This is a genomic window from Burkholderia sp. Bp9004 (assembly GCF_003858025.1).
Taxonomy (GTDB): Bacteria; Pseudomonadota; Gammaproteobacteria; order Burkholderiales; family Burkholderiaceae; genus Burkholderia; species Burkholderia diffusa.
This window is the reverse complement of record NZ_QTQD01000024.1, coordinates 42,530-66,089: the sequence shown is the minus strand read 5'-3', so window position 1 is coordinate 66,089 and position 23,560 is coordinate 42,530. Positions and strand designations below refer to the sequence as shown.

Genomic DNA, 23,560 nt, shown 5'->3' with positions numbered 1-23,560 from the left:
GTGTCACCGGGATCCCGCTCGTTTCCGGCCCACGCCCCCGACGCGCTCGCGCACGGCCGGGCAGTTCCGCATCTCGCGTGTCATTCAACGAAAATACGATCATGTCGAACCAGGAAAACCTCCCCGCCGAGTCGAACGAGCCGGCCGCTTCCGTATCGCGTCGCGGCTTCCTGAAACTGGCCGGCGTCTCCGGCCTCGCCACCGCCGCAGGCGGGCTCGCGGCCGCCCGCGCCGCCGGGTCGAATCCGGACGGCACGCCCGAGCAGGTGCACCTGACATGGGGCAGCGACCCAACGTCGGAAGTCGCGATCTCCTGGGCGTCGCTCGCACCGGCCGTCAATCCGCGCGCGCGGATCGTCGCCGACGGCGAACCGGCACGCACCGTGCACGGCGTGCAGCGCATCTACACCGACGGCCTGAACGGCGAAACCGTATTCACGTACCACGCACGGGTGCACGGCCTGAAGCCGAACACGCGCTACCGCTATGAACTGACGGCCGACAACGACAGCAACGCCGCGCAGCCGTTTGCCGCGACCTTCACGACCGCGCCGCGCGGGCGCGCGCCGTTCCGCTTCACGAGCTACGGCGACCTCGCGACGCCGAACGGCGCGTGGGTGCTGTCGTCGCCGCAAAGCCGCTTCGCGGTGCAGGCCGTCGAGCAGTTCCAGCCGCTGTTCCACCTGCTGAACGGCGACCTCTGCTACGCGAACCTGAACCCCGCGCATCAGCCGGAGGTGTGGCGCGACTTCGGCAACAACAACCAGACGTCGGCTGCGAACCGCCCGTGGATGCCATGCCCGGGCAATCACGAAATCGAATTCAACAACGGCCCGCAGGGGCTCGACTCGTATCTCGCGCGCTACATGCTCCCGGAGAACGGCACGCGCTTTCCGGGCCGCTGGTACAGCTTCCGCGTGAGCTCGGTGCTGTTCATCTCGCTCGACGCCGACGACGTCGTGTACCAGGATGCGGCCGCATTCGTCGGCGGCCCGAATCCGCTCGTGCCGGCCGCGAGCACCGGCCGCGCGCCGATCGAACCGGGCACGTCGTTCTACGTACGTGGCTACAGCAACGGCGAGCAGACGCGCTGGCTCGAGCACACGCTGCGTCACGCGTCCCACGATGACGACATCGACTGGATCGTCGTGCAAATGCACCAGGACGCGCTGAGCTCGTCGAAGACGGGCAACGGCTCCGACAAGGGCATTCGCGAGGCATGGCTGCCGCTGTTCGACCGCTATGGTGTCGACCTCGTGCTGTGCGGTCACGATCACGACTACGAGCGCAGCTACCCGGTGCGCGGCTGCAATCACCGCGCGGGCGTCGATGCCTCGACCGGCGAAGTCGTCGAGACGCTGCAGCCGCGTCCGGTCGGGTCGACCGACCCGAACAGCACGACGTTCGACACGAGCCACGGCACGATTCACCTGATTCTCGGCGGCGGCGGAACCAGTGCGCCGCTCGACGTGTACGGCGAAAACCCGGCGACCGGCTTTGCGCAGGCCAAGGTCTTCACGAAACCGAACCGGCCGGTGCCGGGCACCGCGCCGAACACGTTCGTGCGCAAGCCGGCCGATGCGCTCGAGGATGCGATCTGGTCCGCGCGCCGCGATACGGGCACGGGCTACGGGATCGCCGTGTTCGACCACGATCCGGGCAAGCCGGGCGGCCATACGACGATCACGATGCGCTATTACCACGCGCCGGGTGCGGATCAGCACCCGACCGCGCAGTACGAGCTGTTCGAGACGATCGAGCTGAGCAAGAAGCGCGGCGAGCGCTGACGCGGCGGCCGCCCGCGGCGCGCGATCGCGGCGCGCGATCGCGCGGCGGGCGGCCGGGGCTGGCTCGTGCGGGACATCGTGCGCAACGCGCACCGTCCACTTACCGGCACGGCGAATGCGCGACGGCCTGCTTCACGCGGATCGGCTGCACCCGTTCGTCCGCCGAAGGTTGCATGCGCATCGGTACGTCGATTGCCTCCGCTAGCCGTTCCACCGGCTAGCTTCGCGATTCCAGCGCGATACGCACGGCCAGTCCGGCCAGCACGGTCCCCATCAACCAGCGCTGCCCCCGTGCCCAGGCGGGCCGACCGGCAAGGAACCCCGCGATCGAGCCGGCCATGCTCGCGATCAGCGCGTTGACGCTGACGCTGACCGCGATCTGCACGCAACCCAGCGCCAGCGATTGCGCGAGCACGCTGCCGTGCCCCGGCGAAATGAACTGCGGCAGCAGCGAGAGGTACATCACCGCGATCTTCGGGTTCGCGAGGTTGGTGACGAAGCCCATCGTGAAGAGTCGCACGCCGCTCTCGTGCGGCAGCTGCCGCACCTGAAACGCGGAGCGGCCGCCCGGCTTGAGCGCCTGCCACGCGAGAAATGCCAGGTACAGCGCGCCGGCGAAACGCAGCACGTCATACGCGTATGGCACGGTCAGCACCAGCGCGGTCAGGCCGAATGCCGCGCAGAACATGTAGAACACGAACCCCAGCGCGACGCCGCCGAGCGACACCAGCCCCGCGCGGCGGCCCTGGCAGATCGAGCGGGAGATCAGGTAGATCATGTTCGGGCCGGGCGTCAGGACCATGCCGAGCGACACGAGTCCGAAAGCAATCAGGGTGGGCAAGGCCGGCACGGCGGTCTCCTTCGAGGCAGTGAAGTCAGGGCGAGTGACCCACAATGTATTGCATGTCGACGGCTACCGACATGAATAAACTGCAAGTCGCCCATGAACGCGCTTCATCCCCTCATCGCGCTGCCGACGCGTTACTTTCCCTTTCTCGCTCGCACCTGAATCGCCTTTCCCGCCTTCGCGCGCTGGGCGTCCACCAGCTTGACGAATGCGTCTGCGACCGCATTGCCGGTCGCGTTCCACGACAGCCGCACGGAACGGCGCAGCCTGGGCGACAGCTCCAGCACCCGGCCGCCGAACCGGGTGTAGGTGAGCGTGATGCGCGGGACGATCGACACGCCCATTCCCGCCTCCGCCATCGACAGGATGGTCCGCATCTCGACCACGTTGAACGCGGCGCGAAGCGACGCACCGTTGCGCGCGAAGTAATCCGCGATGACCGGCCCGCACCCCGCCTTCGAGAAAACGAACGGCATCGCGGACAACAGTTTCGCGGACACGCTCTTGCGACCGTCGAACATGCCGTCCGCTGCCACCGCGACGAAATCCTCGTCGAGCAGCGGCAGATTGTTCGCGAAGGTCTTCGTGCCGGCGACCACGCCGACGTCGGCGGTGCCGTCGTCGAGCCATCCTTCGACCTCCGCGTCCGTGCCTTCGAGCAGTACCGCCGTCACGTCCTTGTGCGCCGCCTTCAACGCCTCGAGCGCGGGTACGACGAATGCGAGCGAAACGCTCGGCAGCGACGCGACCACCAGCCGCCCTTCGAGCTTGCCGCGCGACAGGCCGAACTGCTGGCGCAGCGTCTGTGCCTCGCGAACCACGTTCTGCACGTACGGCCACAGGCGTTCGCCGGCAGCAGTCAGGACGACCGGCTGGCGGTCGCGCAACAGCAGCTTGACCTCGGTGATGTCCTCCAGTTCGGTCAACGCATGACTGATCGCCGATTGACTGCGACTGAGCCGCTCGGCCGCGGCCGTCAGCGAGCCGAGTTCGACCACGGCCGCCAGGGCCTGCAACTGCGCAAGCGTCATCTCGCCTCCTTGTTTCTGTCCATGTATTTTTCACATGATAGAGCCACGCATCATGAAGCATATTGAAGCGCTCCAACGATATTCGACGGGCGCGGCCCCACGACCGCGCCCGATGCCCCGCATCGCGCTCGGGTAAGATTCAGCCTCGAACCGTGTCGAACGCCGGCGCCGTGGCACGCGCGGGCTTGCGCCAGCGCGCCGATGCCTCCCTGTCGAATGCCGACGGCGGACGATGCAACGGGCGACCGGTTCGACGCAAAACCAAACAACGGCGTGCGCCATCGCACGCACCGGCAACGGGTGCCGTCGACCGCCCCGCCGCCGCTCATGTCTCGACCTGCTCCCGATGACTCATCTCGATCTGACTGAAGGTGTATTGGTGTCCAGCCTGCACGGGCTCGCGCTGCTCGACCTGATCGGCATCGCCGTCGCACTGCTGCTCGGCGGGATGGTCAAGGGGATCACCGGCATCGGCGTTCCGCTGGTGGCGATGCCGATCCTGAGCCAGTTCCTGCCGATCCGGCATGCGGTGCTGCTGCTGTCGATGCCGATCATCCTCGGCAACATCCCGCAGGCGCTGGAAGGCGGCGAGGTCCTGGCGACCGCACGCAAGATCGCTGCACCGATCGCGGGCACCGTGCTCGGCAACGTCGTCGGCGTCGCGATTCTCCTGTCGCTGAACGCGGGCCACGCACAGGCCGCGTCGGGCGCGCTGCTGATCGTCGCTGCGGCGCTGATGCTGAGCGCGCCGAAGCTGAACCTGCCGGAGGCATGGCAAAAGCCGGTCGGGTTCGCGCTCGGGTTCGGCGCGGCGCTGATGGAGAGCATCGCGTCGGTGCCGGGGCCGCTGCTCGCCACCTACCTGATTTCATCCGGCGTGACCGGCCGCGCGTTCACGAAGCAGATCGCGATCATCCTCGTGGTGTCGATCGTCACACTGATCACGACGTTCAGCGGCGCCGCACACGCGAGCGCCGCCGACCTCGCGATTTCGGCCGCGGCCAGCCTGCCCGCCATCGCCGGCATGTGGCTCGTTCGCCCGCTGCGGGACAAAATGTCACCGCGCGTATTCCGGATGGTCGTCCTGCTGTTCGTGCTCGTCGCCGCGTCCCAGATGATCTGGAAGTCGGGCGTCTTCCGGCACGCGGCATCGCCCGTCGCGCAGGTCGACAGCCCGCATGCAAACGCGAAATGACGTCGGCCGCCCGCCGGCCCCGTCATGGTCCGCTCCCCCTTCAGCCCCGATCCCCAAGACGCGTTAGACTGTCTCGATGGAACAATGCCGTTATTGCCAGAGAATCCGCGATGAATGGGATTGCCACGGGGACGAATGCCGCCGGGCAATCGCGAAGGCACTGCGCCGGCAGCGCGCGGGCCTGCCGATGGTGCCCGATCGCATCCGCAACGAGCTGCCGTCCGGCGCGCCCACCCAGCAGGTGATCGCGGTCCTGTCGCGCCAGCGCCTGCGGGCGCGCCGCGGCAACGAAGAACGCCGCGAGCGCAAGGAGATCGACGACGCCGACGGCGTCTGATCCGGCCCCGTCCCTCGTCCCACCTGCCGGCGCCCGCCGCCGGGTGTTCGCCCATGCGCGGCGCCTCGCCGCTCCCGCCCGCCACCGGTCTGCGATTCCCACGACACGGAACAGGGACGGATCGGATTTCCGCTGGGATTATTATCCCGTTTGCAACGATCTTTAGTCGGAATCCACGTTTACCCTGAATCGGCCGACGCCTACGATGTAATCAATCGCTTACGACATGGTGTCGCCGGCGAACTCAATAGAACATCGGAGGTCATCATGAAATCGCTCGTTTCCGCAGTCGTTGCCGCTGTTGCCCTGTCCGCTTCGTTCGGCGCCTTCGCCCAAAGCACCGTGACCCGCGCGCAAGTGCGCAACGAACTCGTCCAGCTCGAAAACGCCGGCTACAAGCCGAGCCAGTCGAGCCCGCACTACCCGGCCGACATCCAGGCCGCGCAAGCGCGCGTGCAGGCCGCCGACGCCAGCGGCTACGGCGCGCAACCGGCCCCGGTCGTCCAGGGCGGCGCACCGGCAGTCAAGGTGCACAACGCGCGCGACTCGGTCTACTTCGGCCACTAAGCCCGCCGCTGCGCGCATCGCGCGCAGTCAACCCGGATCCGGCGAGCCCGTCCCATGACGGGCTCGTCGCATTTGCGCGGCACGCTACCGGCCCGCCGTCAGCGGCCGCCGCCCGCCGCTATGCGGGCGCCCGCATCCGCGCCGCCGCCGCCCAGCAGTTCCTGGTAACGCACGCACGCGCACTGCGCGGACGCCTTGGCCGCGTACATCGCCGCGTCGGCCTTGACCAGCAGTTCCTCCGCCGACGCGCCATCGACCGGATATTCGCTGACACCGATGCTCGCGCCCACGGCCAGGTGACGGTCGCCGAACTCCAGCTCCTCGGCCATCACGATCTGGATACGCGACGCGATATCGCCGATCACCGCCGGCGATCGCACGTCCGAAATCAGCACGATGAATTCGTCACCGCCGAGCCGCGCGGCCATGTCACCGCTGCGCAGCACGAGGCTCAGCCGTTTCGCGACCGCGACGAGCGTGCGATCGCCGGCCGCGTGCCCGTGCTGATCGTTGATCTGCTTGAAGCGGTCGAGATCGACGAACATCACCGCCAGCCCCTCGCGCTCCGCGGCCGCATGCCGGATCGCCGCATCGAGATGCTCCATGAACAACAGGCGGTTCGGCAGGCCGGTCAGCGGATCGTGACCGGCGAGGTGTGTGAGCTCCAGTTGCTTCGCGCGCAGCATCGCGACCTGCGTGCGAATCTCGACGCGCATGCAGTCGAAACAGCGCGCCAGCACGCCGATTTCGTCGGCCCGCGCAACGGGCAATCGTTCGGCGGCCGGATCGTCGAACACGTGGGTCGCCGCGCGCGCGAGCATCTGCAACGGACGCGTGATCGCACGCGCGAACAGGATCGCGAGAATCACCGCTGCCAGGCTCATCAGGAACACCATCCGGATGATCCGTTCGCCGAGCATCCCGGCCGGCGCCAGCACGTCCGTGAGCGGACGCGCCATGCCGAGCACGACGAAGCGGTTGCCCTCGTTCTTGCCGAACGGCGTGCGCACGAACGCGAGCATCTCGCCCGGTACTTCGTCGGGCTGCGCGAGACCGTTGAGCGTCACGTTCGTGCGCGTCCCGGCGAACAGCAGCCGCGTGTCGGGAAAGCTGTCCTGCATCAGCACGCGCCGCCCGCGATCGAAGCCGAAGATCTGCGACGGATCGGGGTGCACGAGGAAGTCGCCCCACTCGTTCGCGAGGAACACCACGTAGTCTTGCGGCAGGTCGCGCTCGAGCCGATCGAACATGCGCGACAACTCGACGTCGACGACCAGCGCGCCGACGACCACGCCGGCCTGGTCGACGACCGGCGTGCCCACGCGCAGGATCGGCAGCCCTTCGGCCGCATGCGAGCCGGTCTCGTGATTGATCACGATCGGCGACAGGTAGATGTGACCGGGCGCCGTCGCAAGCGTGTCGAATACGTAGGAAAACTGCCCTTTCTCCTGGAATGCACTCTCCGGCAGCACGACGATGCCGTGTGCGTCGCGATCGACGCGGATGCGCTCGAGCCCGAAATCGCCGCGCGCGATCAGCCGAACCTGCAGGTATTCGGGGTGGTTCTTCATGAAGCTGAAATACACCTGCTCGAGCCGCGAGCGCGGCGCGCGATCGGTGCCGCCGCCGCCCGCGACGAGCGCCGCCGACGGCAATTGCGCGAGCACGAGCGCATCGTCAGCCACGTCGGACAGCGCGGTCGTGAAGCGCTGTCCGAGCAATTGCGTCGACATCAGCAGGCTGTGCTGTGCTTCCTGCACGAGCATCGTCCGGTTCGCGCGGTAGGTGTAGTAGCCGGTCGTGCCGGACGCGATCACGCCGATGCATGCGAACAGCACCGACAGCTTCGACGTCAGCCCGAGCCTGATCATTTGTCGAACCGCTCCGGCCGATCGCCCGATACGATGCGGCTCCACAGCGACTCGCGCCACGCGATGTCCTCGACCGGCTGGATCCAGACGAGGTGCTGGTGGCCGGCCTCGAGACCGGGTGGCGGCTCGAGCGTATTCGCGAGCCCCTGGCGTTCGGTCAGCAGCGCGCCGATCGCCGGCTCGAGCATGTAGTTGATCCATGCGAAAGCGAGCTCGCGATGCTCCGCGCCGCGCGTGACGCCCCAGCAGTCGAGCCACGCGAGCGCACCTTCGTTCGGAATCACGTAGCCGACATCCGCACCGGCGCGACGCAGTTGTTCGACCTGTTGCGTGCCGTAGTTGCCGAACATCAGCGCCGCGCGATGCTGGACGAACAGCGCGGTCGCCTCTTCCGGAAACGTGTAATACGTGAGCAGGTTGCGTCGCAGGTCGACCAGCTTGTGCGCGACGGCAAGAGTTTGCGCGGGCGACAGGTGAAACGGGTCGGGATAGCCGAGCGCGAGCGCGGTGAACGAAAAATTATGCTGCGCGCTGTTGAAGTCGAGCACCTTGCCGCGGTAACGCGGATTCCAGAGTTCCAGCATCGAACGTGGCGCGACCGGCACCTGCTTGCGATCGTAGATCAGTCCCATCGACGAATACGTGAATGGAATCGCATAGGTCGCGCCGTTGTGCACGAGCCCGCCGATCGTCGCGAGCTGCCGGAAATTCGGCAGTTGCCGTCGACGGTTGGGGATCTGGGACAGGTCGATGGGTGTGAGCAGGTCGCCGCGCGCATAGCGCTGGATCTCGGCCGTGTTGGCCGCGAGCACGTCATACGGCGGTGGCGACGCGCTGTGCATTCGCGTCCACAACGCTTCGTCGGAATCGACGAACGTCACTTCGACGCGCACATGGAATTGCGTCTCAAATGCATTGACGACATCGTTGTCCGCATAGCCGGGCCATGCAAGGACGCGCAGTACGTTGTCGTTGACGGTCTCGGGAGAAGCGGCCAAAGCGGGCACGCATGACACGCCCAGCGCCAACAGGACAAGCAATCGACGGACGGCACGAAGCCCACGCTCGCGCGCGCCTATTCCCCTGATCAAAGGGACCCCGTATGAATGGCCCGACTGCATCCGCCGTCCTTTTTCGAGTCGACGCGTGATCGTGCAACAAGACCATAAAAAATATCGCGGCGCAATTGGAACAAGCCGCACGCGAATCGTGTCCGCCTCATGCGGAGGACGACATGCGTGCACCCGTTCGATCGCGTGTCGTCGCGCTCAGACGAATGCGTATGCGAGAACAACGAATGATCAGGAGAAAGTCGTTACGCGTCGTTGGCGCCGGACGCTTCCAGGCGAAAGGGACGGTGCTAACGGCCGCAACGCGGAGCAGAACGCGGCCTGATGCGGCGCAAGCATCGGCACTGGCATCGCCCCGAAAGCGCGGCCAGCCGCCGCGGCCGTCGCGCTTTCCTTTTCGGGCCGCTCGTCAGACAATGACCCGCCCCGCCGGCGTGGCGCCGCACTGGCCCGCGCGTGGCGCAAGCATGCACCACCCGCACCGATGAAACGCTACGAAACCCTCGCCCACACGATCGCCGACGAAATCCGCCACGGCAACCTCGCGGTCGGCACGCGCCTGCCGTCGCTGCGGCAGATCATCGCGCAACATGGCGTGAGCCAGTCGACGGTGTTTCGCGCGTATTACCTGCTCGAACAGTGGGGGCTGATCCGCGCACGCGAACGCTCCGGCTATTACGTCGCGCCGGGTGCGGGCCCGGCGGCGAACCCGCCCGCGAAACGCCGCGCGAGCCGCGCCGGCGCGACGCGCAAGGTCGACATCAGCGATCTCGTGTTCTCGGTGCTCGACGCCGCGACGCAGCCCGGCATCGTGCCGCTCGGCTCCGCCTTCCCGTCGCCGCAGCTGTTTCCGCTGCCGCGCCTCGCGAAGTCGCTCGCGCAGGCGACGCGGCTCGTCAGCCCGTGGAGCACGGTCGTCGATCTGCCGCCCGGCAACGAGGCGCTGCGCCAGCAGATCGCGCGCCGCTATCTGGCGACCGGCGTCGCACAGCCCGTCGACGAGATCGTCGTCACGAACGGCGCGCTCGAAGCGCTGAACCTGTGCCTGATGGCCGTCACGCGGCCCGGCGACGTCGTCGCGGTCGAATCGCCCGGCTTCTATGCGGCGCTGCAGGCGATCGAGCGACTCGACCTGCGCGCGGTCGAGATTCCCGTCGATCCGCGCACGGGCCTCGATCTCGATGCGCTTGCGAACGCGCTCGACCGGCACGACATTCGCGCGTGCTGGTTCATGACCAATTTCCAGAATCCGACCGGTGTCACGTTGTCGCTCGACAAGAAGCGCGCGCTCGTGGAGATGCTTGCCGCGCGCGAGGTGCCGCTGATCGAGGACGACGTGTACGGCGAGCTGCATTTCGGCCCCGACTACCCGCTGCCCGCGCGCGCTTTCGACCGGCACGGCCTCGTGATGCATTGCAGTTCGTTCTCGAAGACGCTCGCGCCCGGCTACCGGATCGGCTGGGCCGCCGCCGGCCGTTTCGCGGAAAAGGTGCAGCGGCTCAAGCTGATGACCACGCTGTCGGCGAGCATTCCCGCGCAGGCCGGCATCGCGAACTATCTGGAGCACGGCGGCTACGATCGTCACCTGCGAAAGCTGCGCGGCGCACTGCAGGCGCAGCTCGCCCGCATGGACGACGCGCTGCGGCGCTGGCTGCCGGACGGCGTCGAGTGGGTGCGGCCGGACGGCGGGTATTTCCTGTGGCTGTCGTTTCCCGATGCGATCGATGCGATGGAACTGCACCGCCAGGCGATCGCGCGCGGCATCAGCTTCGCGCCGGGACCGCTGTTCTCGGCCGCGCACGGCTTCGAGCGCTGCGTGCGCGTGAACTTCGGCCATCCGTGGAACCGCGACATCGAACGCGCGATCCGCGTGCTCGGCGAACTGGTCGCCGAGCCGGCCGTACGCAAGGCCGGTTGAGCCCGCACGCAGGCGGCCGCCGCCGTGCAGCCGACGCACGCACGGGTTACAGTGCACCTCTTTTCGCCCCCTCGACCCATCCCATGAGCGCATTGCCGTACCTCGATCACGCCGCGCTGCTGAGGCTCGCCGCCGAAGCCGCTGGCGTCACGCAGCCGTGCACCTGCACGAAGACCCCGCTTGCCGGCTGGACGAGCCTGCCGCTGTCGCTACGGGACACGCAGCTCGTCGAAGTGGCGACGCTCATGCCGCCCGACGACCCCGAGCCGACCTACGACGAATACCATCCGGACCGCACGCGTTACGGGTCCGACGACGCACCGATCGCGCCGCGCCACTTTCCGTACAACCGCTGCAACGTCAGCCGCTGCGTGTCGTGCGGCCGGCTGTATCTGCGCTACCAGGAAGGCGGCGGCTACTTCATCGACCAGCGCATCCGCGCGCTCGATCCGGCGTTGATCGTCGACGCGCAGGCGTGAACCCGGCGCAGGCATGCGCAACGCATGCCCGCGCCCCGCGAATCTGCTGTGCCCTTTTCGTCCCGATCTGCTTCTTTTCCCGCCGCCCCGCGTTCCCTACGCTGTCTCCGGTTGCCCGACACCCGTCGCAACGTCCCCTCCCGAGCGGCGCGCGCCCCTGCGCCGCCGCTCCTCTCGCGTATCACGTCATGTATCGATATACCGATTTCGACCGGGCGCTCGTGCTGAGCCGCGCCGCCCAGTTCCGCGACCAGCTCGAACGCTGGCAGCACGGCACGCTGAGCGAGGACGCGTTCCGGCCGTTGCGCCTGCAGAACGGCTGGTACGTGCAGCGCCACGCGCCGATGCTGCGCGTGGCCGTGCCGTACGGCGAACTGTCGAGCGCGCAGCTTCGCGTGCTCGCCCGAATCGCACGCGACTACGACGTGCCCGACGACGCCACCTATCGCGCCGCCTGCGACGCGCAGGCGCTGCTCGGCACGCTGCGCCTGCCGACCCGCAACGCGCACTTCACGACCCGCACCAACGTGCAGTTCAACTGGATTCCGCTCGCGAAGGCGGCCGACGTGATGGACCTGCTCGCGACCGTCGACATGCACGGGATCCAGACGAGCGGTAATTGCATCCGCAACATTTCGTGCGACGAGCGCGCGGGCGTCGCGCCCGACGAGATCGCCGATCCGCGGCCGTTCGCGGAGGTGATGCGCCAGTGGACGACGCTGCATCCGGAATTCGCGTTCCTGCCGCGCAAGTTCAAGATCGCGATCACCGGCGCGGCCGAGGACCGCGCGGCGACCGACTGGCACGACGTCGGGCTGAAGCTCGTGCGCAACGACGCGGGCGAGCTCGGTTTTCGCGTGAGCGCCGGCGGCGGCATGGGCCGCACGCCGCTGATCGCGACACTGCTGCGCGCGTTCCTGCCGTGGCAGCACGTGATGAACTACATCGAGGCGATCGTCCGCGTCTACAACCGCCACGGACGCCGCGACAACAAGTACAAGGCACGCATCAAGATCCTCGTGAAGAGCGAGGGGCAGCGCTACATCGACGACGTCGAGGAAGAGTTCCGCCAGATCGTCGAGCACGACGGCGGCCCGCACACGATTCCGCAGGCCGAGTTCGACCGCATCGCGGCATCGTTCGTGCCGCCGCGGCTGAAGCCGCGCACGCTCGACCTCGACGATGCCGAAGCACGCATGGCCGCCCACGCCAATCGCCATCCGGCCTTCGCGCGCTGGCTCGCGCGCAACGTCGCCGCACACCGCGACCCGGCGCTGCGCATCGTCACGCTGTCGTTCAAGCGTCGCCTGCAGGCGCCCGGCGATGCATCGCCCGAGCAGCTCGACGCGCTGGCCGAACTCGCCGAGCGCTTCTCGGCCGGCGAGGCGCGCGTGACGCACACGCAGAACGTGGTGCTGCCGTGGGTGCATGTCGACGACCTGTTCCTGCTGTGGGAGAACGCGCGCGCGATCGGTCTTGCCAGTGCGAACGTCGGACTCCTGACCGACATGATCGCGTGCCCCGGCGGCGACTTCTGCGCGCTCGCGAACGCGCGCTCGATCCCGATCGCCGACGCGATCGCCGAGCGGTTCCAGGATCTCGACATGCAGCACGACGTTGGCGACATCGACCTGCACATCAGCGGCTGCATCAACTCGTGCGGCCACCATCACAGCGGGCACATCGGCATCCTCGGCGTCGACAAGGACGGCGCGGAGTGGTACCAGGTGACGATCGGCGGCTCGGACGGCTCGAGCGCGAGCGGCCCCGCGCGGCCGGGCAAGGTGATCGGCCCGTCGTTCTCGGCGGACGAGATCGTCGATGTCGTGGACGCGCTCGTCGACGTGTATCTCGACGCGCGTCTCGATGCCGACGGCCGCAGCGAACGATTCATCGACACGGTGCGCCGCATCGGCACCGAGCCTTTCAAGGCCGCGGCGAACGACGCACGTCACCACGCGGAGCACGCATGAACCCGATCGACGAAACAGTGAACGCGAGCGCGAACGCACGCATCCGGCTGCTGACGCCGGCCGAACACGCCGACGATACGAACGCGCCCGACACGGCGACGCGCACGACCCTGACGATCGGCAACGACGAGGAACTGCCGCCGCTCGCTGAACGAATCGCGCAGGCCGCGCGCATCGACCTGCATTTCCCGTCCTTCACCGACGGCCGCGCGTACAGCCAGGCCTATCTGCTGCGCAAACGCTTCGGCTTCGCCGGCGACTTGCGTGCGACGGGCGACGTGCTGATCGACCAGTTGCTGCTGATGGAGCGCACCGGGTTTTCGAGCGCGGTGCTCGGCGTCGATGCCGATCTGGCCGCCGCGCGCCAGCAGCTCGACCGGTTCCCGGGCTTCTATCAGCGCGATGCGAGAACGGCAGCGCCGCGGCAGGATCCGGCGACGCAGACGGAGCAATGAAAACGGGCGGCCCGCAGGCCGCCCGTCCGATGAACCGCAAGCGCCGCGCCCGCCGCGAAGCGGGCGCCGGCGTTCAGCGCGCCGCCACCGGCTTGCCGAACGCGCCGAGGATCTTCCTCTCGAGCGCGATGTAGTCGTGGCCGAAGTGGTGGTCGCCCCCCGTCTTGATCACGTCGGCGCCGGTATTCGCGAGCGCCGGACACATCGTGTCCTTCTCTTCCGCGCCGTAGAAGCACTGCACGAGCTGCGGCGGCACCTTCGCGATTTCCGGCGCGACCTTCATCGCCTTGTCGCTCGCCGGCATGCCGAGCCAGCCCGTCACGCGGATCTGGAAATCCGCCGCCGGCGCGAAGCCGAGCAGCGACATCACCGCGACCTTGTCGCGCAGGTCGCCCGGCAGCCGGTTGTACGCGAACGGCATCACGTCCGCGCCGAACGAGTAGCCAACCAGCGCCACACGGTTCGCATGCCAGCGCGCCATGTACGTACGCATCACGCGCGCGAGGTCGCGGCTCACCTGTGCGGGCGGCTTCTCGCTCCAGAAGTAGCGCAGGCTGTCGATGCCGACCACGGACACGCCGTCGCGCTGCAGCGCCTCGGCGATCGTCTTGTCGAGATCGCGCCAGCCGCCGTCGCCCGAGATCACGATCGCGAGGCGGTCGCTGCCGCCCTTGGCCGGCAGCTCGACGAGCGGCAGGTCCGACACGTCGAGCTCGTCGCTGCTGCTGGTGTCGTGCAGGTGCGACGTGACGAGCGACACGAGCTTCGTGGTGTCGCCGGCCGCGGCGGTTTCGACGAAGCCCGGCATCGCGCGGCGCACGATCGTCGGATCGGGCGGGCACGGCTTGAAGCGCGCATCGAGCTTCGCCGCCGGCGCGACCGACACGACGCCGGCGATGGTGTTCTCCGGCGCCATCGACAGGATCTGCTTCGCGATCGCGCCGCCCTGGCCCACGCCCGCGACGATCGGCGTGTAGTAACGCGCCGATTGCGCCAGGCGTTCGAGCTGGTGGCTGACCGCCTCGGCGTCGCCGTCGAGGTGGTGACAGGTTTCCTGCTTCGCGGCAAGGTTCGCCGCGTAGCGCTCCGAATCCACACCGACCGTCATCGCCCCCGCTTTAGCGAGTGCGTCGGCTGCCTGCTGATCGGCGGCGCCCCAGCCGCGCTCACGCGAGAACAGCACGACGAAGCCGCGCAGCGGGCCGCTCGGCTTCGTCACGGTCACGGGGCCGTAACGGCCGCCCGACACGGTTTCCGGTTTCGCCGCAGCCGGCTGCGCCGCGAGCGCGGCGCCGGCCAGCATCATTCCCGCGCAGGCGACTGCCGCCTGCGCGATACCCTTCTTCAACATCATGAACGCCGACCTCCAGCCAGCAGGGACAGATCCGCGAGCGTGACGAACACGCCGACCGAGCCCGAGGCCGCGAGATAGCGCGGCTCCCAGTGCGGCTCGAACTTGCTCTTGAATGCACGCAAGCCACGGAAGTTGTAGAAGCGGCCGCCGAAGCGCCAGACCATCAGCCCGAACCGGTGCCACGGCGACGGCATCTTCGCCGCCCCCATCCCCGAGAACGGCGCAATGCCCAGGCTCAGCTTGCGGAACCCCGCTTCCTTCAGATGCAGCGCGAGCTGCGTAAACAGATACTCCATCGCATACGGCGACGCTTCCGGCAGATGACGCATCACGCCGACCGTCGCCTCGGTGTTGAGGTCGGTCGTCATGAACGTGACGAACGCGATCGGCTTGTCGGCCTGGCGCACGAGCATCACCGACTGCGTCGCGAGATAGCCGTCGTGGAACGCCGCCACCGAGAAGCTCTTCTCGCGCGCGTCGCGGCTGTCGAGCCAGCCGTCGGAGATGTCGCGCAGCGCCGGCAGCGCGGCCGGCACGTCGCTCGGCGCGATCACCTCGACCGTCAGCGCGTCCTTGTCGCCGCGACGCAGCGCATAGCGCAGGTGCGACCGGTTCGAGCCTTTCAGGTCGAACCGGTCGAGCGCGATGTGCGCTTCCTCGCCGAGCTTCATCAGCGTGAGCCCCGCGTCGAGATACAACGGCAACGCGTTCGCGCGCACCTGGTAGAACGCCGCACGGCCGCTGTGCGCGTGTGCGAGCGCAATGAACTTGCTGATCAGCGCCGGCCATTCCTCGCGCGGCCCGACCGGGTCGTGGAGCGCGGCCCACGTGCGGCCGTTCTTCGCATACATCAGGAACGCCTGGCGGGACTCCGAGAACAGGAACGACTTGTCGCCCATCAGCGCGAGGCCAGCGTCGCTGCACTCCTGCGCGCGGATGATCCGTTCGGCATCCGACAGATCCTGCTCCGCGGGCTTCACGAAACGGCCCGGCGCCGGGCGCAGCAATTGCCAAAGCGCGAACAGCGCGACGAACACGCCGGCCGCGAGCGTCGCGCGCAGCGCACGCGGCGCACGCGCGTCGAACGAGAAATGCGACCACAGCTCGCGTGTGTACGGCACGTCGCGGAACGCGAAGAACAGCACCCACACGGCCAGCATCAGCACCATCGCCACCGACACGAACCAGCTCACCGTGAAGCGCTCGGCGAGCAGCGACGAATGCCGGTTGAAACGGCGGCGGCTGACGAGCAGCAGCACCAGCAGAATGCCGAGCACGCCGGCCTCGACGAACGCGAGGCCCTTCGCCAGCGACAGCGCGAGGCTCGCGAGCGTCAGCGCGAACGTCATCCACCATGCGCCGTCGAGGCGGCGCAGCAGCCCGCGCGCGACGAACAGCAGCGCGACGCCAAGCACGCTGCAGATCACCTGCGAGCCTTCGAGCACCCACAGCGGCACGAGGTGGCGCAGGATCGCGATCCGGTGCCAGAACGCGGGCGTCGCGCTCGAGATCACCAGCATCCCGCCGACCGCGAACGTCACGAGGCTCAGGAACAGCGGCGCGAGTTGCGACACGCGCGCGGCCTGCCGCGACACGAGCCGGCGCCGCAGCGCGCGGCCTTCGAAACCGGCCAGCAGGCCGGCCGACAGCACGAGCGGCACGCCGAAATAGATCGCGCGATACGCGATCAGCGCAGCGACCATCGCGTGCGGCGGCACTTCGCGACCGAGCGTGAAGACCATCGCGGCTTCGAACACGCCGATCCCGCCCGGCGTATGACCGATCATCCCGAGCAGCAACGCCGCGGCGTAAACGGTAATGAAGGTCGGGAAACCGACCGGCGCGGCCGGCAGCAGCACCCAAAGCGTCAGGCCGGCCGCGACGACGTCGAGCACCGCATAGACGACCTGCGCGACGAGATCGCGCCGCGCCGGCACGTCGAACGACAGCCACTTGAAACGCGTGACGACCGGGCGCGCGGTGTTGCCGCACATCATGACCATCGCGGCCAGCACCACGAGCAGCGCCGCGCCGGTCCACGTCAGCACGCCGGGCGCGACGTGCAGCATCGCGGCAAGCGCCTCCGGCACGCAGACCATGCCGATCGCCGTCATCCACACCATCGCGAGCGCCAGCGTGCCGCTGGTGAATACCGTCATCCGGCCGATCTGCGCGGGCGTGACGCCCGACACGCCGTACACGCGCGCGCGGACCGCGCCGCCCGTCAGCGCGCCGAAGCCGGTCGCGTTGCCCAGCGCGGAGCCGGCGATCGCGCCGATCCACAGCGCGGCGCGCGGCACCTTCGCGGCGACGTAGCGCAGGCCGACCGCGTCGCGGGCGACGAGCGCGAGATAGCTGAGCGCCGTCGCGGCCAGCGACGCGCCCCACTCGCCGGCGGACATGTGACGCAGCTGGCGGATCACCGACCGGTAGTCGACGGATTCCGACAAGTGCTGGAAGACCACGATCAGCAGCAGGCCGATGCCGAGCGCGAGCAGCGGCGACAGCACACGCTCGTTGCGGATCAACGCCCGGGCACGGGCGATCGCCGCCGCGGCGCGGCCGGGCGAACCAGAGTGGCGGGAAGACATAGGTTGTTCAGTGGTGGTGCATAGCGTGTCGCGGCGCAAGACGGCCAGGCGGCGACGTATCTGGTTGTTCTGCGTGGGCGGTCGGCCGACGGAAATCGCGGGCGGCGCCTGGATCAGAACTTACGAGTATACGGAATTTATATTACAGATTCTTTCAGATTCGGATTGTGCGGTTTTGTGGCGTCTCACACATCAAAATCGCATCAAAAATATCGCGTCCGACAAACGCAAGGTGCGCATCATACCGGGAACCGGCGGGGTTTTTTCATCGGATGAATGACCGGGGGCGGAATTGGGAAAAATTCTCCCGGCCGGGCAGCACGGACGAGGACGAATTCACGAACCGGCGCGACCCGCCGGAAATGGGGACGGGTCTGTGTGGCGGGTCGCCCGCCGTATCCCGCGCCGGGCACACACGGCCCCTCATTACTCCGCCCGCTCATGCTCCCCCAACCCGATCGCCTTGTAGTCGTAAGTCGGGTAGAACTCCGTCCGGTACGCGCCCCACGCCGTATCCTCGAGCACGCGATTGACCTCCCGCAGCCGCGACGCCGGCAACCGCAGCACGACGATCTGCCCGATCCCCATCGTCACGGTCCAGCTCACCACCTCCACGCCCGGCGGCGGAAACGCCTTGTAGAACCCCTGCTTCGCGAGTTGCGCATTCAGCTCGGCGAGCGGGCGCGACTGGTCGTGCTTGAGGAACACGGTCAGCAGCACCGCATTGTCGGGCGTCGCGGCGGCCGTGCCCGTGGGCGCCGTCGAGCCCTGTGCCGCGGCCGGCAGGCTCCATGCCGCGGCGGCCGCCAGGATGCCCGCCATGCAAACGGTCGCGGCCCGGTTCGCCGCGCTGACAAATCCCTTCTTCATGCTTGCTCCGGTCGATCGTGAAGGAACGATGCGCACCGGCCGCGTAACGAACCGGCCGGCGCCTGCGCCTGTGCTACGCTGCGACGATCGATTCCCGCCCGCGGCCGCAACGCCGCCGGCCGAACGCAAACGGCATGCCCGCCGCCGCGAAGGAACCCATCGAAATGAAAATGACTTCGCTGAAGAATATGCCGATTTTCGGCGGCGATACGCCGGAAACCGTGCGGGTGGCCGTTACGCTGCTGACGGGCGCGTGGTGCATCTTCGCGTACCGGGTCGCCATTTTCGAGTCGGCGGTCGTTCCGGCGCTGCTCGACCGCTTCCCGAGCGGCTCGTTTCGCGCCGGGATGGTCCGGATGCTCGCGGCGACCTTCGTCGCGATCGCCGTCGCCCTCGCGCTGCTCGTCGTGCAGATCGCGCGCCGGAAGAACTGGGCGCGCATCACGATGATCGGGCTCGTCATCGCCACGCTCGCGTTGATGGCCTTCACCGTCGCGCACCGGCCGGCCGATTTCCTGAGCACGGTCTACTGCCTTTTCACGCTGGCGACCTTGCTGTTGCTGTCGCGCTCGAGCCGGCAGTGGTTCGACCAACCGCGACCGCAACCGGACGAACAGCCGTAACCCTCCCGGCCCGCGTCGCCAGCGTTCAGTACACGTCGCGCATGTAGCGGCGGGCCTTCGAAAGCCGCGCGACGTAGTCGTTCGCGGCTTCGTCCGACATCCCGCCGTGCTCGGCGACCACCGCCTTCAGCGCGGTATCGACGTCCTTCGCCATCCGCGCCGCATCGCCGCACACGTAGAAGTGCGCGCCTTCCTCCAGCCACGCGAACAGCTCGGCGCCCTGCTCGCGCATCCGGTCCTGCACGTAGATCTTGTCGGCCTGGTCGCGCGAGAACGCGAGATCGAGCCGCGTCAGGAAGCCGCTTTCGTGCATCGCGCCCAGTTCGTCGCCGTAGTAGAAGTCGGTCTGCGCGTGCTGCTCGCCGAAGAACAGCCAGTTTCGCCCGCGCGCGCCACGTGCTTGCCGCTCGTGCAGGAAGCCGCGGAACGGCGCGACGCCGGTGCCGGGGCCGACCATCACGATCGGCACGTCGCCGTTCACCGGCGGCCGGAAGTGTGCGGACTTCTGCACGAACACGGGCACGCGGCCGTCGTCCGCGCGATCGGCGAGGAACGTCGACGCAACGCCTTTGCGCGCACGCCGCCCGTTGTGATAGCGCACGGCCGACACAGTCAGGTGGATCTCGCCCTGGTGCGCGCTCGGGCTCGATGCGATCGAATAGAGGCGCGGCTGCATGCGCTTGAGCATCCCGACCAGCTCCGTGCCCGACAGATCGACCGGGAACTCGTGCAGCACGTCCGCGAGCTGTTGCCCCCACAACCATTGCTTCAGGTCGGCCTTGCGATCGTCGCCGAGCAGCGCCTTCAGTGCGCCGTTCGCGCTGCGCGACGCGATGAAGGCGAGCGTGTCGGGGTGCGGGCGCGTGATGTCGAAGTGGCGCGCGAGCGCATCTCCGAGGCGCACGTCGCCGACACCCGCCACCGACACGGGAGCGTCAGCCTTCAGCGCGGTGACGGACAGCAGTTCGTCGACCAGCTCCGGGCAGTTGGTCGGCCACACGCCGAGCGCGTCGCCGGTTTCGTATTCGAGGTTCGCGCCCTCGGTCGACAGCGACACGTAGCGCGTGTCCTTCGCCGCGCCCGGCCGGTTGAGCCGCAGGTTCGCGACGAGCTTCGACGGCGCCGGATGCGCCTTGGTCGGCAGCAGCCCCGACGGGCTCAAGCCGGCGGACGGCACCGCGTGCAGCGCCGCATCCGCTTCCTTGATCCGCGCGACGACGCGTTCGAGCCACTGGTCGGCGTCGCGCTGGAATTCGACGTCGCAATCGACGCGCGCGCAAAGACGCGCCGCGCCGAGTTCCGCGAGCCGCGCGTCGAGCCGGCGGCCATGGCCGCAGAACTGGTCGTAGTTGCGATCGCCGAACGCGAGCACCGCGAAGTGCACGCCGTCGAGGCGCGCGGCGCTGCCGGCCTGCAGCGCTTCCCAGAACTCGCTGCCGTTGTCGGGCGCGTCGCCGTCGCCGAACGTGCTCGTCATCAGCAGCACGTATTGCGCACCGGCGAGCGACGCCACCGGATAGTCGGACATGCACGCGGTGCGGATCTCGAAGCCCGCGTTCATCAGCTGCGTCGCGTAATCCTCGGTCAACGATTCGATGTTGCCGGTCTGCGATGCCCACAGCAGCACGACCTTCGGCCGCGTGCGCACGATCCGCACACCGCCGGTCGCGCTGGCATCGCCCGGCAGCGCGGGCGCCGCGGCACCCGGCACGCTCGCCGGCAACGAGCGGCTGAACAGCCCCGCCAGCATCCCGTCGAGCCAGAACCGCACCGGCGGCGTGAGCGGCGCGCTGGCCGGCAGCACGGGCACGCTGCCCTCGCGCCGGCCGGCGCTCGCCTTCAGCCCGCTGACAAGGCCGGCCACGTACAGCCGTTCGGTGTCCGTCAATGGCGGCGGAGCGAGGTCGGCCACGCCGAGCGCGGCCGCGAAAGTGTCGATGTCTGCCATGTCGGATTCCTGTGAAGCAGTAGCCTGCACCAGCGCCGGCGCGGGCCGCGCGTCGTCGGCGCCTGCGTCGGGTTGCGCCGTCTCGTCGTCGGCGGCCGCGAACGCATCGGTCTCGACGCGCCGCAACGCGACCGCGCAGTATTTCAGTTCGGGTTGCTGCGATTCGGGATCGATCGCGTCGTTCGTCACCGCGTTGATGCACAGGTCGTCGCCGTACACGTCGTTCCAGTGCATCGGCGCGAAGCAGTTGCCGCGCCGCACGCGCTCGGTCACGACGGCCGGCAGCACCGCGCGGCCGCGCGCCGAACGAATCTCGACGCTGTCCTTCGCGGCAACGCCGAGCGCGCTCGCATCGTCCGGGTGCAGTTCGACGAACGGGCGCGGGTTCAGCTTGTTCAGCATTGCGACCTTGCCCGTCTTCGTCATCGTGTGCCATTGATGCTGCAGCCGTCCGGTGTTCAGCACGATCGGGAACGTGTCGTCGGGCAGCTCGGCCGGATCGACGTGCGGCCGCGCGAAGAAGCGCGCCTTGCCCGACGGCGTCGGGAACGCGAGGCGCGGCGCGTCGTGCCCGTCGGTCGCCGGACGCGGCGTCTGGCTCACGCCGTCGTTCATGTAGCGGATCGGGTGCCGCTCGCGCGCGGTGCCCGGCGCGACCGGCCATTGCACCGGGCCCTCGCGCAGCGCCGCATGGCTCGCGCCGCGCAGGTCGTAGCCGGTCGCCGGATTCGAGAAGCGCACGATCTCGTCGAACACGTCGGCCGCCGACGCATAGTCGAATGCGTCGCCGAAGCCCATCGCGCGCGCGACTTCCGCGACGATGCGCCAGTCCGGCAGCGCGTCGCCGGGCGGCGCGACCGCCGCGCGCATCAGCGTCATGTTGCGCTCGGAGTTGATCATCACGCCGTCGCCCTCGGCCCACAGTGCGCCGGGCAGCAGGATGTCCGCGTAGCGGTTGGTTTCGGTGTCGAGGAAGGCATCCTGCGCGATCACGAGCTCGGCGGCCTGCAACCCGGCGATCACGTTCTGCCGGTTCGGCACGGTCGCGACCGGGTTCGTGCAGATGATCCAGCATGCCTTGATGTCGCCGGCCGCCAACCGCGAGAACAGGTCGACCGTGCCCTGCCCCGTCTCCTTGCGCAGCGTGCCGGCCGGCACGCGCCACAGGTTCTCGACGAACCGGCGATCGTCGTCGGACGCCACCGAGCGCTGGCCCGGCAGGCCGGGGCCCATGTAGCCCATCTCGCGTCCGCCCATCGCGTTCGGCTGGCCGGTCAGCGAGAACGGCCCGCTGCCGGTGCGGCAGATCTTGCCCGTCGCGAGATGCAGGTTGCAGATCGCGTTGGTGTTCCACACGCCGTGCGTGCTCTGGTTGAGCCCCATCGTCCAGCAGCTCATCCATTCCTGCGCGTCGCCGATCCATTGCGCGGCCGTGCGGAGATCGGCTTCCGCGAGACCGGTGATTTCCGCGACGCGCTCCGGCGTGTAGTCGGCGAGGAACGCGGGCATCGCGTCCCAGCCTTCGGTGTACGCATCGATGAACGCGGCGTCGGTGCGGCCGTTCGCATGCAGCAGGTGCAGCAGCCCGTTGGTCAGCGCGAGATCGGTGCCCGGCCGGATCTGCAGGAACAGGTCGGCCTTGTCGGCCGTGCCGGTGCGGCGCGGATCGACGACGATCAGCTTCGCGCCGGCCTTCACGCGATCCATCATCCGCAGGAACAGGATCGGATGGCAGTCGGCCATGTTCGCGCCGATCACGAAGAACAGGTTCGCGCGGTCGAAATCCTGGTACGACCCGGGGGGGCCGTCCGCGCCGAGCGACTGCTTGTAGCCGGTGCTCGCGCTCGCCATGCAGAGGCGCGAGTTCGACTCGATGTTGTTGGTGCCGACGAAGCCCTTCGCGAGCTTGTTGACGAGGTATTGCGCCTCGATCGACATCTGCCCCGACACGTAGAACGACAGCGCATCGGGCCCGTGCGTGTCGAGCACCGCGCGCAGCCGCCGCGCGGTCTCGGCGATCGCGTCGCGTGCCGGCAGCGGCACGAGGTCGTCCTCGCGCGCGCGCCGCACGAACGCGCGGTCGAGCCGCCCGGAACGGCGCAACGCGACGTGCGCCGACGAGCCCTTCGTGCACAGCCGCCCGAAGTTGGTCGGATGGTCGGCGTCGCCGGACACCTTGACGACTTCGCCTTCCTCGACGTGCAGCACCATCCCGCAGCCGACGCCGCAGTACGGGCACACGCTCTTGACGGGGGTGGCGGTCATGCGCGCTCCGGGGCGATCAGGCTGCGATCCACACGAAACCGTCCTCGACCCGCGACGGATACGCGCTCACCGACTGCTCGGGCGCCTCGAGGCATTCGCCGGTGCGCAGGTCGAAATGCTGCTTGTACAGCGGCGACGCGACGACGACACGCTCGCCGAGGCTGCCGATCAGCCCGCGCGACATCACGGCCGCCTGCGACACGGGATCGACGTTGTCGATCGCGAACACGCCGCCTTCTTCGGCATGCGCGACGTGAAAGACCGCGACCTGCGCGCCGTTGACGAGTGCACACACGCCGGTGTTCGGCACGATGTCGTCGAGCGGGCACACGCGGGTCCAGGACAGCGGAAGACGATCGTTCATGATGGGCTCCTTGGA

The 23,560-nt window shown here is 68.5% G+C and carries 18 protein-coding genes; 9 read left to right on the top strand and 9 right to left on the bottom strand.

Annotation, left to right across the window (positions count from 1 at the left end):
* Positions 1 to 101 precede the first annotated feature (101 nt).
* A complete protein-coding gene (locus tag DIE08_RS23920; RefSeq protein ID WP_124903906.1) occupies positions 102 to 1,787 on the top strand; it encodes a metallophosphoesterase family protein in 1,686 nt (561 codons plus the stop codon).
* A 217-nt stretch (positions 1,788 to 2,004) separates the two neighbouring features.
* Here the strand turns inward: DIE08_RS23920 and DIE08_RS23915 are convergent, their stop codons facing one another.
* Together DIE08_RS23915 and DIE08_RS23910 are read right to left on the bottom strand one after the other, a co-directional pair.
* The gene (locus DIE08_RS23915; protein ID WP_124903904.1) at positions 2,005 to 2,637 is read right to left on the bottom strand and encodes a LysE family translocator; all 633 of its coding nucleotides are present in this window, start codon (positions 2,635 to 2,637) and stop codon (positions 2,005 to 2,007) included.
* Between the two features lie 131 nt (positions 2,638 to 2,768).
* A complete protein-coding gene (locus tag DIE08_RS23910) occupies positions 2,769 to 3,665 on the bottom strand; it encodes a LysR family transcriptional regulator (RefSeq protein WP_124903902.1) in 897 nt (298 codons plus the stop codon).
* A gap of 346 nt (positions 3,666 to 4,011) precedes the next feature.
* On the opposite strand from DIE08_RS23910, the gene DIE08_RS23905 reads away from it, so the two are divergent.
* The 3 genes from DIE08_RS23905 (at position 4,012) to DIE08_RS23895 (ending at position 5,764) form a co-directional block, all read left to right on the top strand.
* A complete protein-coding gene (locus DIE08_RS23905; protein WP_124903900.1) occupies positions 4,012 to 4,860 on the top strand; it encodes a sulfite exporter TauE/SafE family protein in 849 nt (282 codons plus the stop codon).
* Between the two features lie 76 nt (positions 4,861 to 4,936).
* Entirely contained in the window at positions 4,937 to 5,197 is a 261-nt protein-coding gene (locus DIE08_RS23900) for a hypothetical protein (RefSeq protein ID WP_006760082.1), read from the top strand.
* Positions 5,198 to 5,464: 267 nt separating this feature from the next.
* Positions 5,465 to 5,764: a DUF4148 domain-containing protein gene (locus DIE08_RS23895; RefSeq protein ID WP_059600568.1), complete on the top strand. Its 300-nt coding sequence runs from the start codon at positions 5,465 to 5,467 to the stop codon at positions 5,762 to 5,764.
* A 98-nt stretch (positions 5,765 to 5,862) separates the two neighbouring features.
* Here the strand turns inward: DIE08_RS23895 and DIE08_RS23890 are convergent, their stop codons facing one another.
* Both DIE08_RS23890 and DIE08_RS23885 read right to left on the bottom strand, forming a co-directional pair.
* Positions 5,863 to 7,635, bottom strand: coding sequence for a diguanylate cyclase domain-containing protein (locus DIE08_RS23890; protein ID WP_124622888.1), 1,773 nt, complete (start codon positions 7,633 to 7,635; stop codon positions 5,863 to 5,865).
* Positions 7,632 to 8,756 carry an extracellular solute-binding protein gene (locus DIE08_RS23885; RefSeq protein ID WP_124903898.1) on the bottom strand — a complete coding sequence of 375 codons (1,125 nt, stop codon included), beginning with the start codon at positions 8,754 to 8,756 and terminating at the stop codon, positions 7,632 to 7,634. Before DIE08_RS23885 ends, DIE08_RS23890 begins: the two co-directional genes overlap by 4 nt.
* A 433-nt stretch (positions 8,757 to 9,189) precedes the next feature.
* Here DIE08_RS23885 and DIE08_RS23880 point away from each other — a divergent pair, with 433 nt between their 5' ends.
* The 4 genes from DIE08_RS23880 (at position 9,190) to DIE08_RS23865 (ending at position 13,530) form a co-directional block, all read left to right on the top strand.
* Positions 9,190 to 10,623: a PLP-dependent aminotransferase family protein gene (locus DIE08_RS23880; protein ID WP_124903896.1), complete on the top strand. Its 1,434-nt coding sequence runs from the start codon at positions 9,190 to 9,192 to the stop codon at positions 10,621 to 10,623.
* Positions 10,624 to 10,706: 83 nt separating this feature from the next.
* Positions 10,707 to 11,102, top strand: a complete 396-nt coding sequence (locus tag DIE08_RS23875) for a hypothetical protein (RefSeq protein WP_059600572.1) — start codon at positions 10,707 to 10,709, stop codon at positions 11,100 to 11,102.
* A gap of 188 nt (positions 11,103 to 11,290) precedes the next feature.
* Positions 11,291 to 13,075 (top strand): nitrite/sulfite reductase, encoded by a 1,785-nt coding sequence (locus DIE08_RS23870; protein WP_124903894.1) that lies wholly within the window; start codon positions 11,291 to 11,293, stop codon positions 13,073 to 13,075.
* Complete coding sequence (locus DIE08_RS23865) at positions 13,072 to 13,530, top strand: DUF934 domain-containing protein (RefSeq protein ID WP_124903892.1); 459 nt, start codon at positions 13,072 to 13,074, stop codon at positions 13,528 to 13,530. The genes DIE08_RS23870 and DIE08_RS23865 overlap by 4 nt, the downstream gene beginning before the upstream one ends.
* A 73-nt stretch (positions 13,531 to 13,603) precedes the next feature.
* Here DIE08_RS23865 and DIE08_RS23860 read toward each other — a convergent pair whose 3' ends face one another.
* The 3 genes from DIE08_RS23860 to DIE08_RS23845 all read right to left on the bottom strand — a co-directional run bounded on the left by DIE08_RS23860 (position 13,604) and on the right by DIE08_RS23845 (position 18,345).
* Positions 13,604 to 14,884, bottom strand: coding sequence for a virulence factor family protein (locus DIE08_RS23860; protein ID WP_124903890.1), 1,281 nt, complete (start codon positions 14,882 to 14,884; stop codon positions 13,604 to 13,606).
* A complete protein-coding gene (gene mprF, locus DIE08_RS23855; protein ID WP_124903888.1) occupies positions 14,881 to 17,475 on the bottom strand; it encodes a bifunctional lysylphosphatidylglycerol flippase/synthetase MprF in 2,595 nt (864 codons plus the stop codon). Before mprF ends, DIE08_RS23860 begins: the two co-directional genes overlap by 4 nt.
* A 426-nt stretch (positions 17,476 to 17,901) precedes the next feature.
* A complete protein-coding gene (locus DIE08_RS23845) occupies positions 17,902 to 18,345 on the bottom strand; it encodes a hypothetical protein (RefSeq protein ID WP_409360405.1) in 444 nt (147 codons plus the stop codon).
* 164 nt (positions 18,346 to 18,509) lie between these two features.
* Here DIE08_RS23845 and DIE08_RS23840 point away from each other — a divergent pair, with 164 nt between their 5' ends.
* Complete coding sequence (locus DIE08_RS23840; RefSeq protein ID WP_124903886.1) at positions 18,510 to 18,968, top strand: hypothetical protein; 459 nt, start codon at positions 18,510 to 18,512, stop codon at positions 18,966 to 18,968.
* Positions 18,969 to 18,993: 25 nt separating this feature from the next.
* Here the strand turns inward: DIE08_RS23840 and DIE08_RS23835 are convergent, their stop codons facing one another.
* Positions 18,994 to 23,181: a bifunctional nitrate reductase/sulfite reductase flavoprotein subunit alpha gene (locus DIE08_RS23835; protein ID WP_124903884.1), complete on the bottom strand. Its 4,188-nt coding sequence runs from the start codon at positions 23,179 to 23,181 to the stop codon at positions 18,994 to 18,996.
* 16 nt (positions 23,182 to 23,197) lie between these two features.
* On the bottom strand, positions 23,198 to 23,545 hold the full coding sequence (gene nirD, locus DIE08_RS23830) for a nitrite reductase small subunit NirD (RefSeq protein ID WP_124622908.1): 348 nt from the start codon (positions 23,543 to 23,545) through the stop codon (positions 23,198 to 23,200).
* Positions 23,546 to 23,560 lie beyond the last annotated feature (15 nt).

What these genes read in the sequence shown, in the direction of transcription:
- DIE08_RS23920 (WP_124903906.1), top strand. Translation starts at nt 102, where the DNA reads ATGTCGAACCAGGAAAACCTCCCCGCCGAGTCGAACGAGCCGGCCGCT.
- mprF (WP_124903888.1), bottom strand. Translation starts at nt 17,475, where the DNA reads ATGTCTTCCCGCCACTCTGGTTCGCCCGGCCGCGCCGCGGCGGCGATC.
- nirD (WP_124622908.1), bottom strand. Translation starts at nt 23,545, where the DNA reads ATGAACGATCGTCTTCCGCTGTCCTGGACCCGCGTGTGCCCGCTCGAC.
- DIE08_RS23860 (WP_124903890.1), bottom strand. Translation starts at nt 14,884, where the DNA reads ATGATGTTGAAGAAGGGTATCGCGCAGGCGGCAGTCGCCTGCGCGGGA.
- DIE08_RS23890 (WP_124622888.1), bottom strand. Translation starts at nt 7,635, where the DNA reads ATGATCAGGCTCGGGCTGACGTCGAAGCTGTCGGTGCTGTTCGCATGC.
- DIE08_RS23900 (WP_006760082.1), top strand. Translation starts at nt 4,937, where the DNA reads ATGGAACAATGCCGTTATTGCCAGAGAATCCGCGATGAATGGGATTGC.
- DIE08_RS23865 (WP_124903892.1), top strand. Translation starts at nt 13,072, where the DNA reads ATGAACCCGATCGACGAAACAGTGAACGCGAGCGCGAACGCACGCATC.
- DIE08_RS23895 (WP_059600568.1), top strand. Translation starts at nt 5,465, where the DNA reads ATGAAATCGCTCGTTTCCGCAGTCGTTGCCGCTGTTGCCCTGTCCGCT.
- DIE08_RS23875 (WP_059600572.1), top strand. Translation starts at nt 10,707, where the DNA reads ATGAGCGCATTGCCGTACCTCGATCACGCCGCGCTGCTGAGGCTCGCC.
- DIE08_RS23840 (WP_124903886.1), top strand. Translation starts at nt 18,510, where the DNA reads ATGAAAATGACTTCGCTGAAGAATATGCCGATTTTCGGCGGCGATACG.
- DIE08_RS23880 (WP_124903896.1), top strand. Translation starts at nt 9,190, where the DNA reads ATGAAACGCTACGAAACCCTCGCCCACACGATCGCCGACGAAATCCGC.
- DIE08_RS23845 (WP_409360405.1), bottom strand. Translation starts at nt 18,345, where the DNA reads ATGAAGAAGGGATTTGTCAGCGCGGCGAACCGGGCCGCGACCGTTTGC.
- DIE08_RS23910 (WP_124903902.1), bottom strand. Translation starts at nt 3,665, where the DNA reads ATGACGCTTGCGCAGTTGCAGGCCCTGGCGGCCGTGGTCGAACTCGGC.
- DIE08_RS23905 (WP_124903900.1), top strand. Translation starts at nt 4,012, where the DNA reads ATGACTCATCTCGATCTGACTGAAGGTGTATTGGTGTCCAGCCTGCAC.
- DIE08_RS23835 (WP_124903884.1), bottom strand. Translation starts at nt 23,181, where the DNA reads ATGACCGCCACCCCCGTCAAGAGCGTGTGCCCGTACTGCGGCGTCGGC.
- DIE08_RS23870 (WP_124903894.1), top strand. Translation starts at nt 11,291, where the DNA reads ATGTATCGATATACCGATTTCGACCGGGCGCTCGTGCTGAGCCGCGCC.
- DIE08_RS23885 (WP_124903898.1), bottom strand. Translation starts at nt 8,756, where the DNA reads ATGCAGTCGGGCCATTCATACGGGGTCCCTTTGATCAGGGGAATAGGC.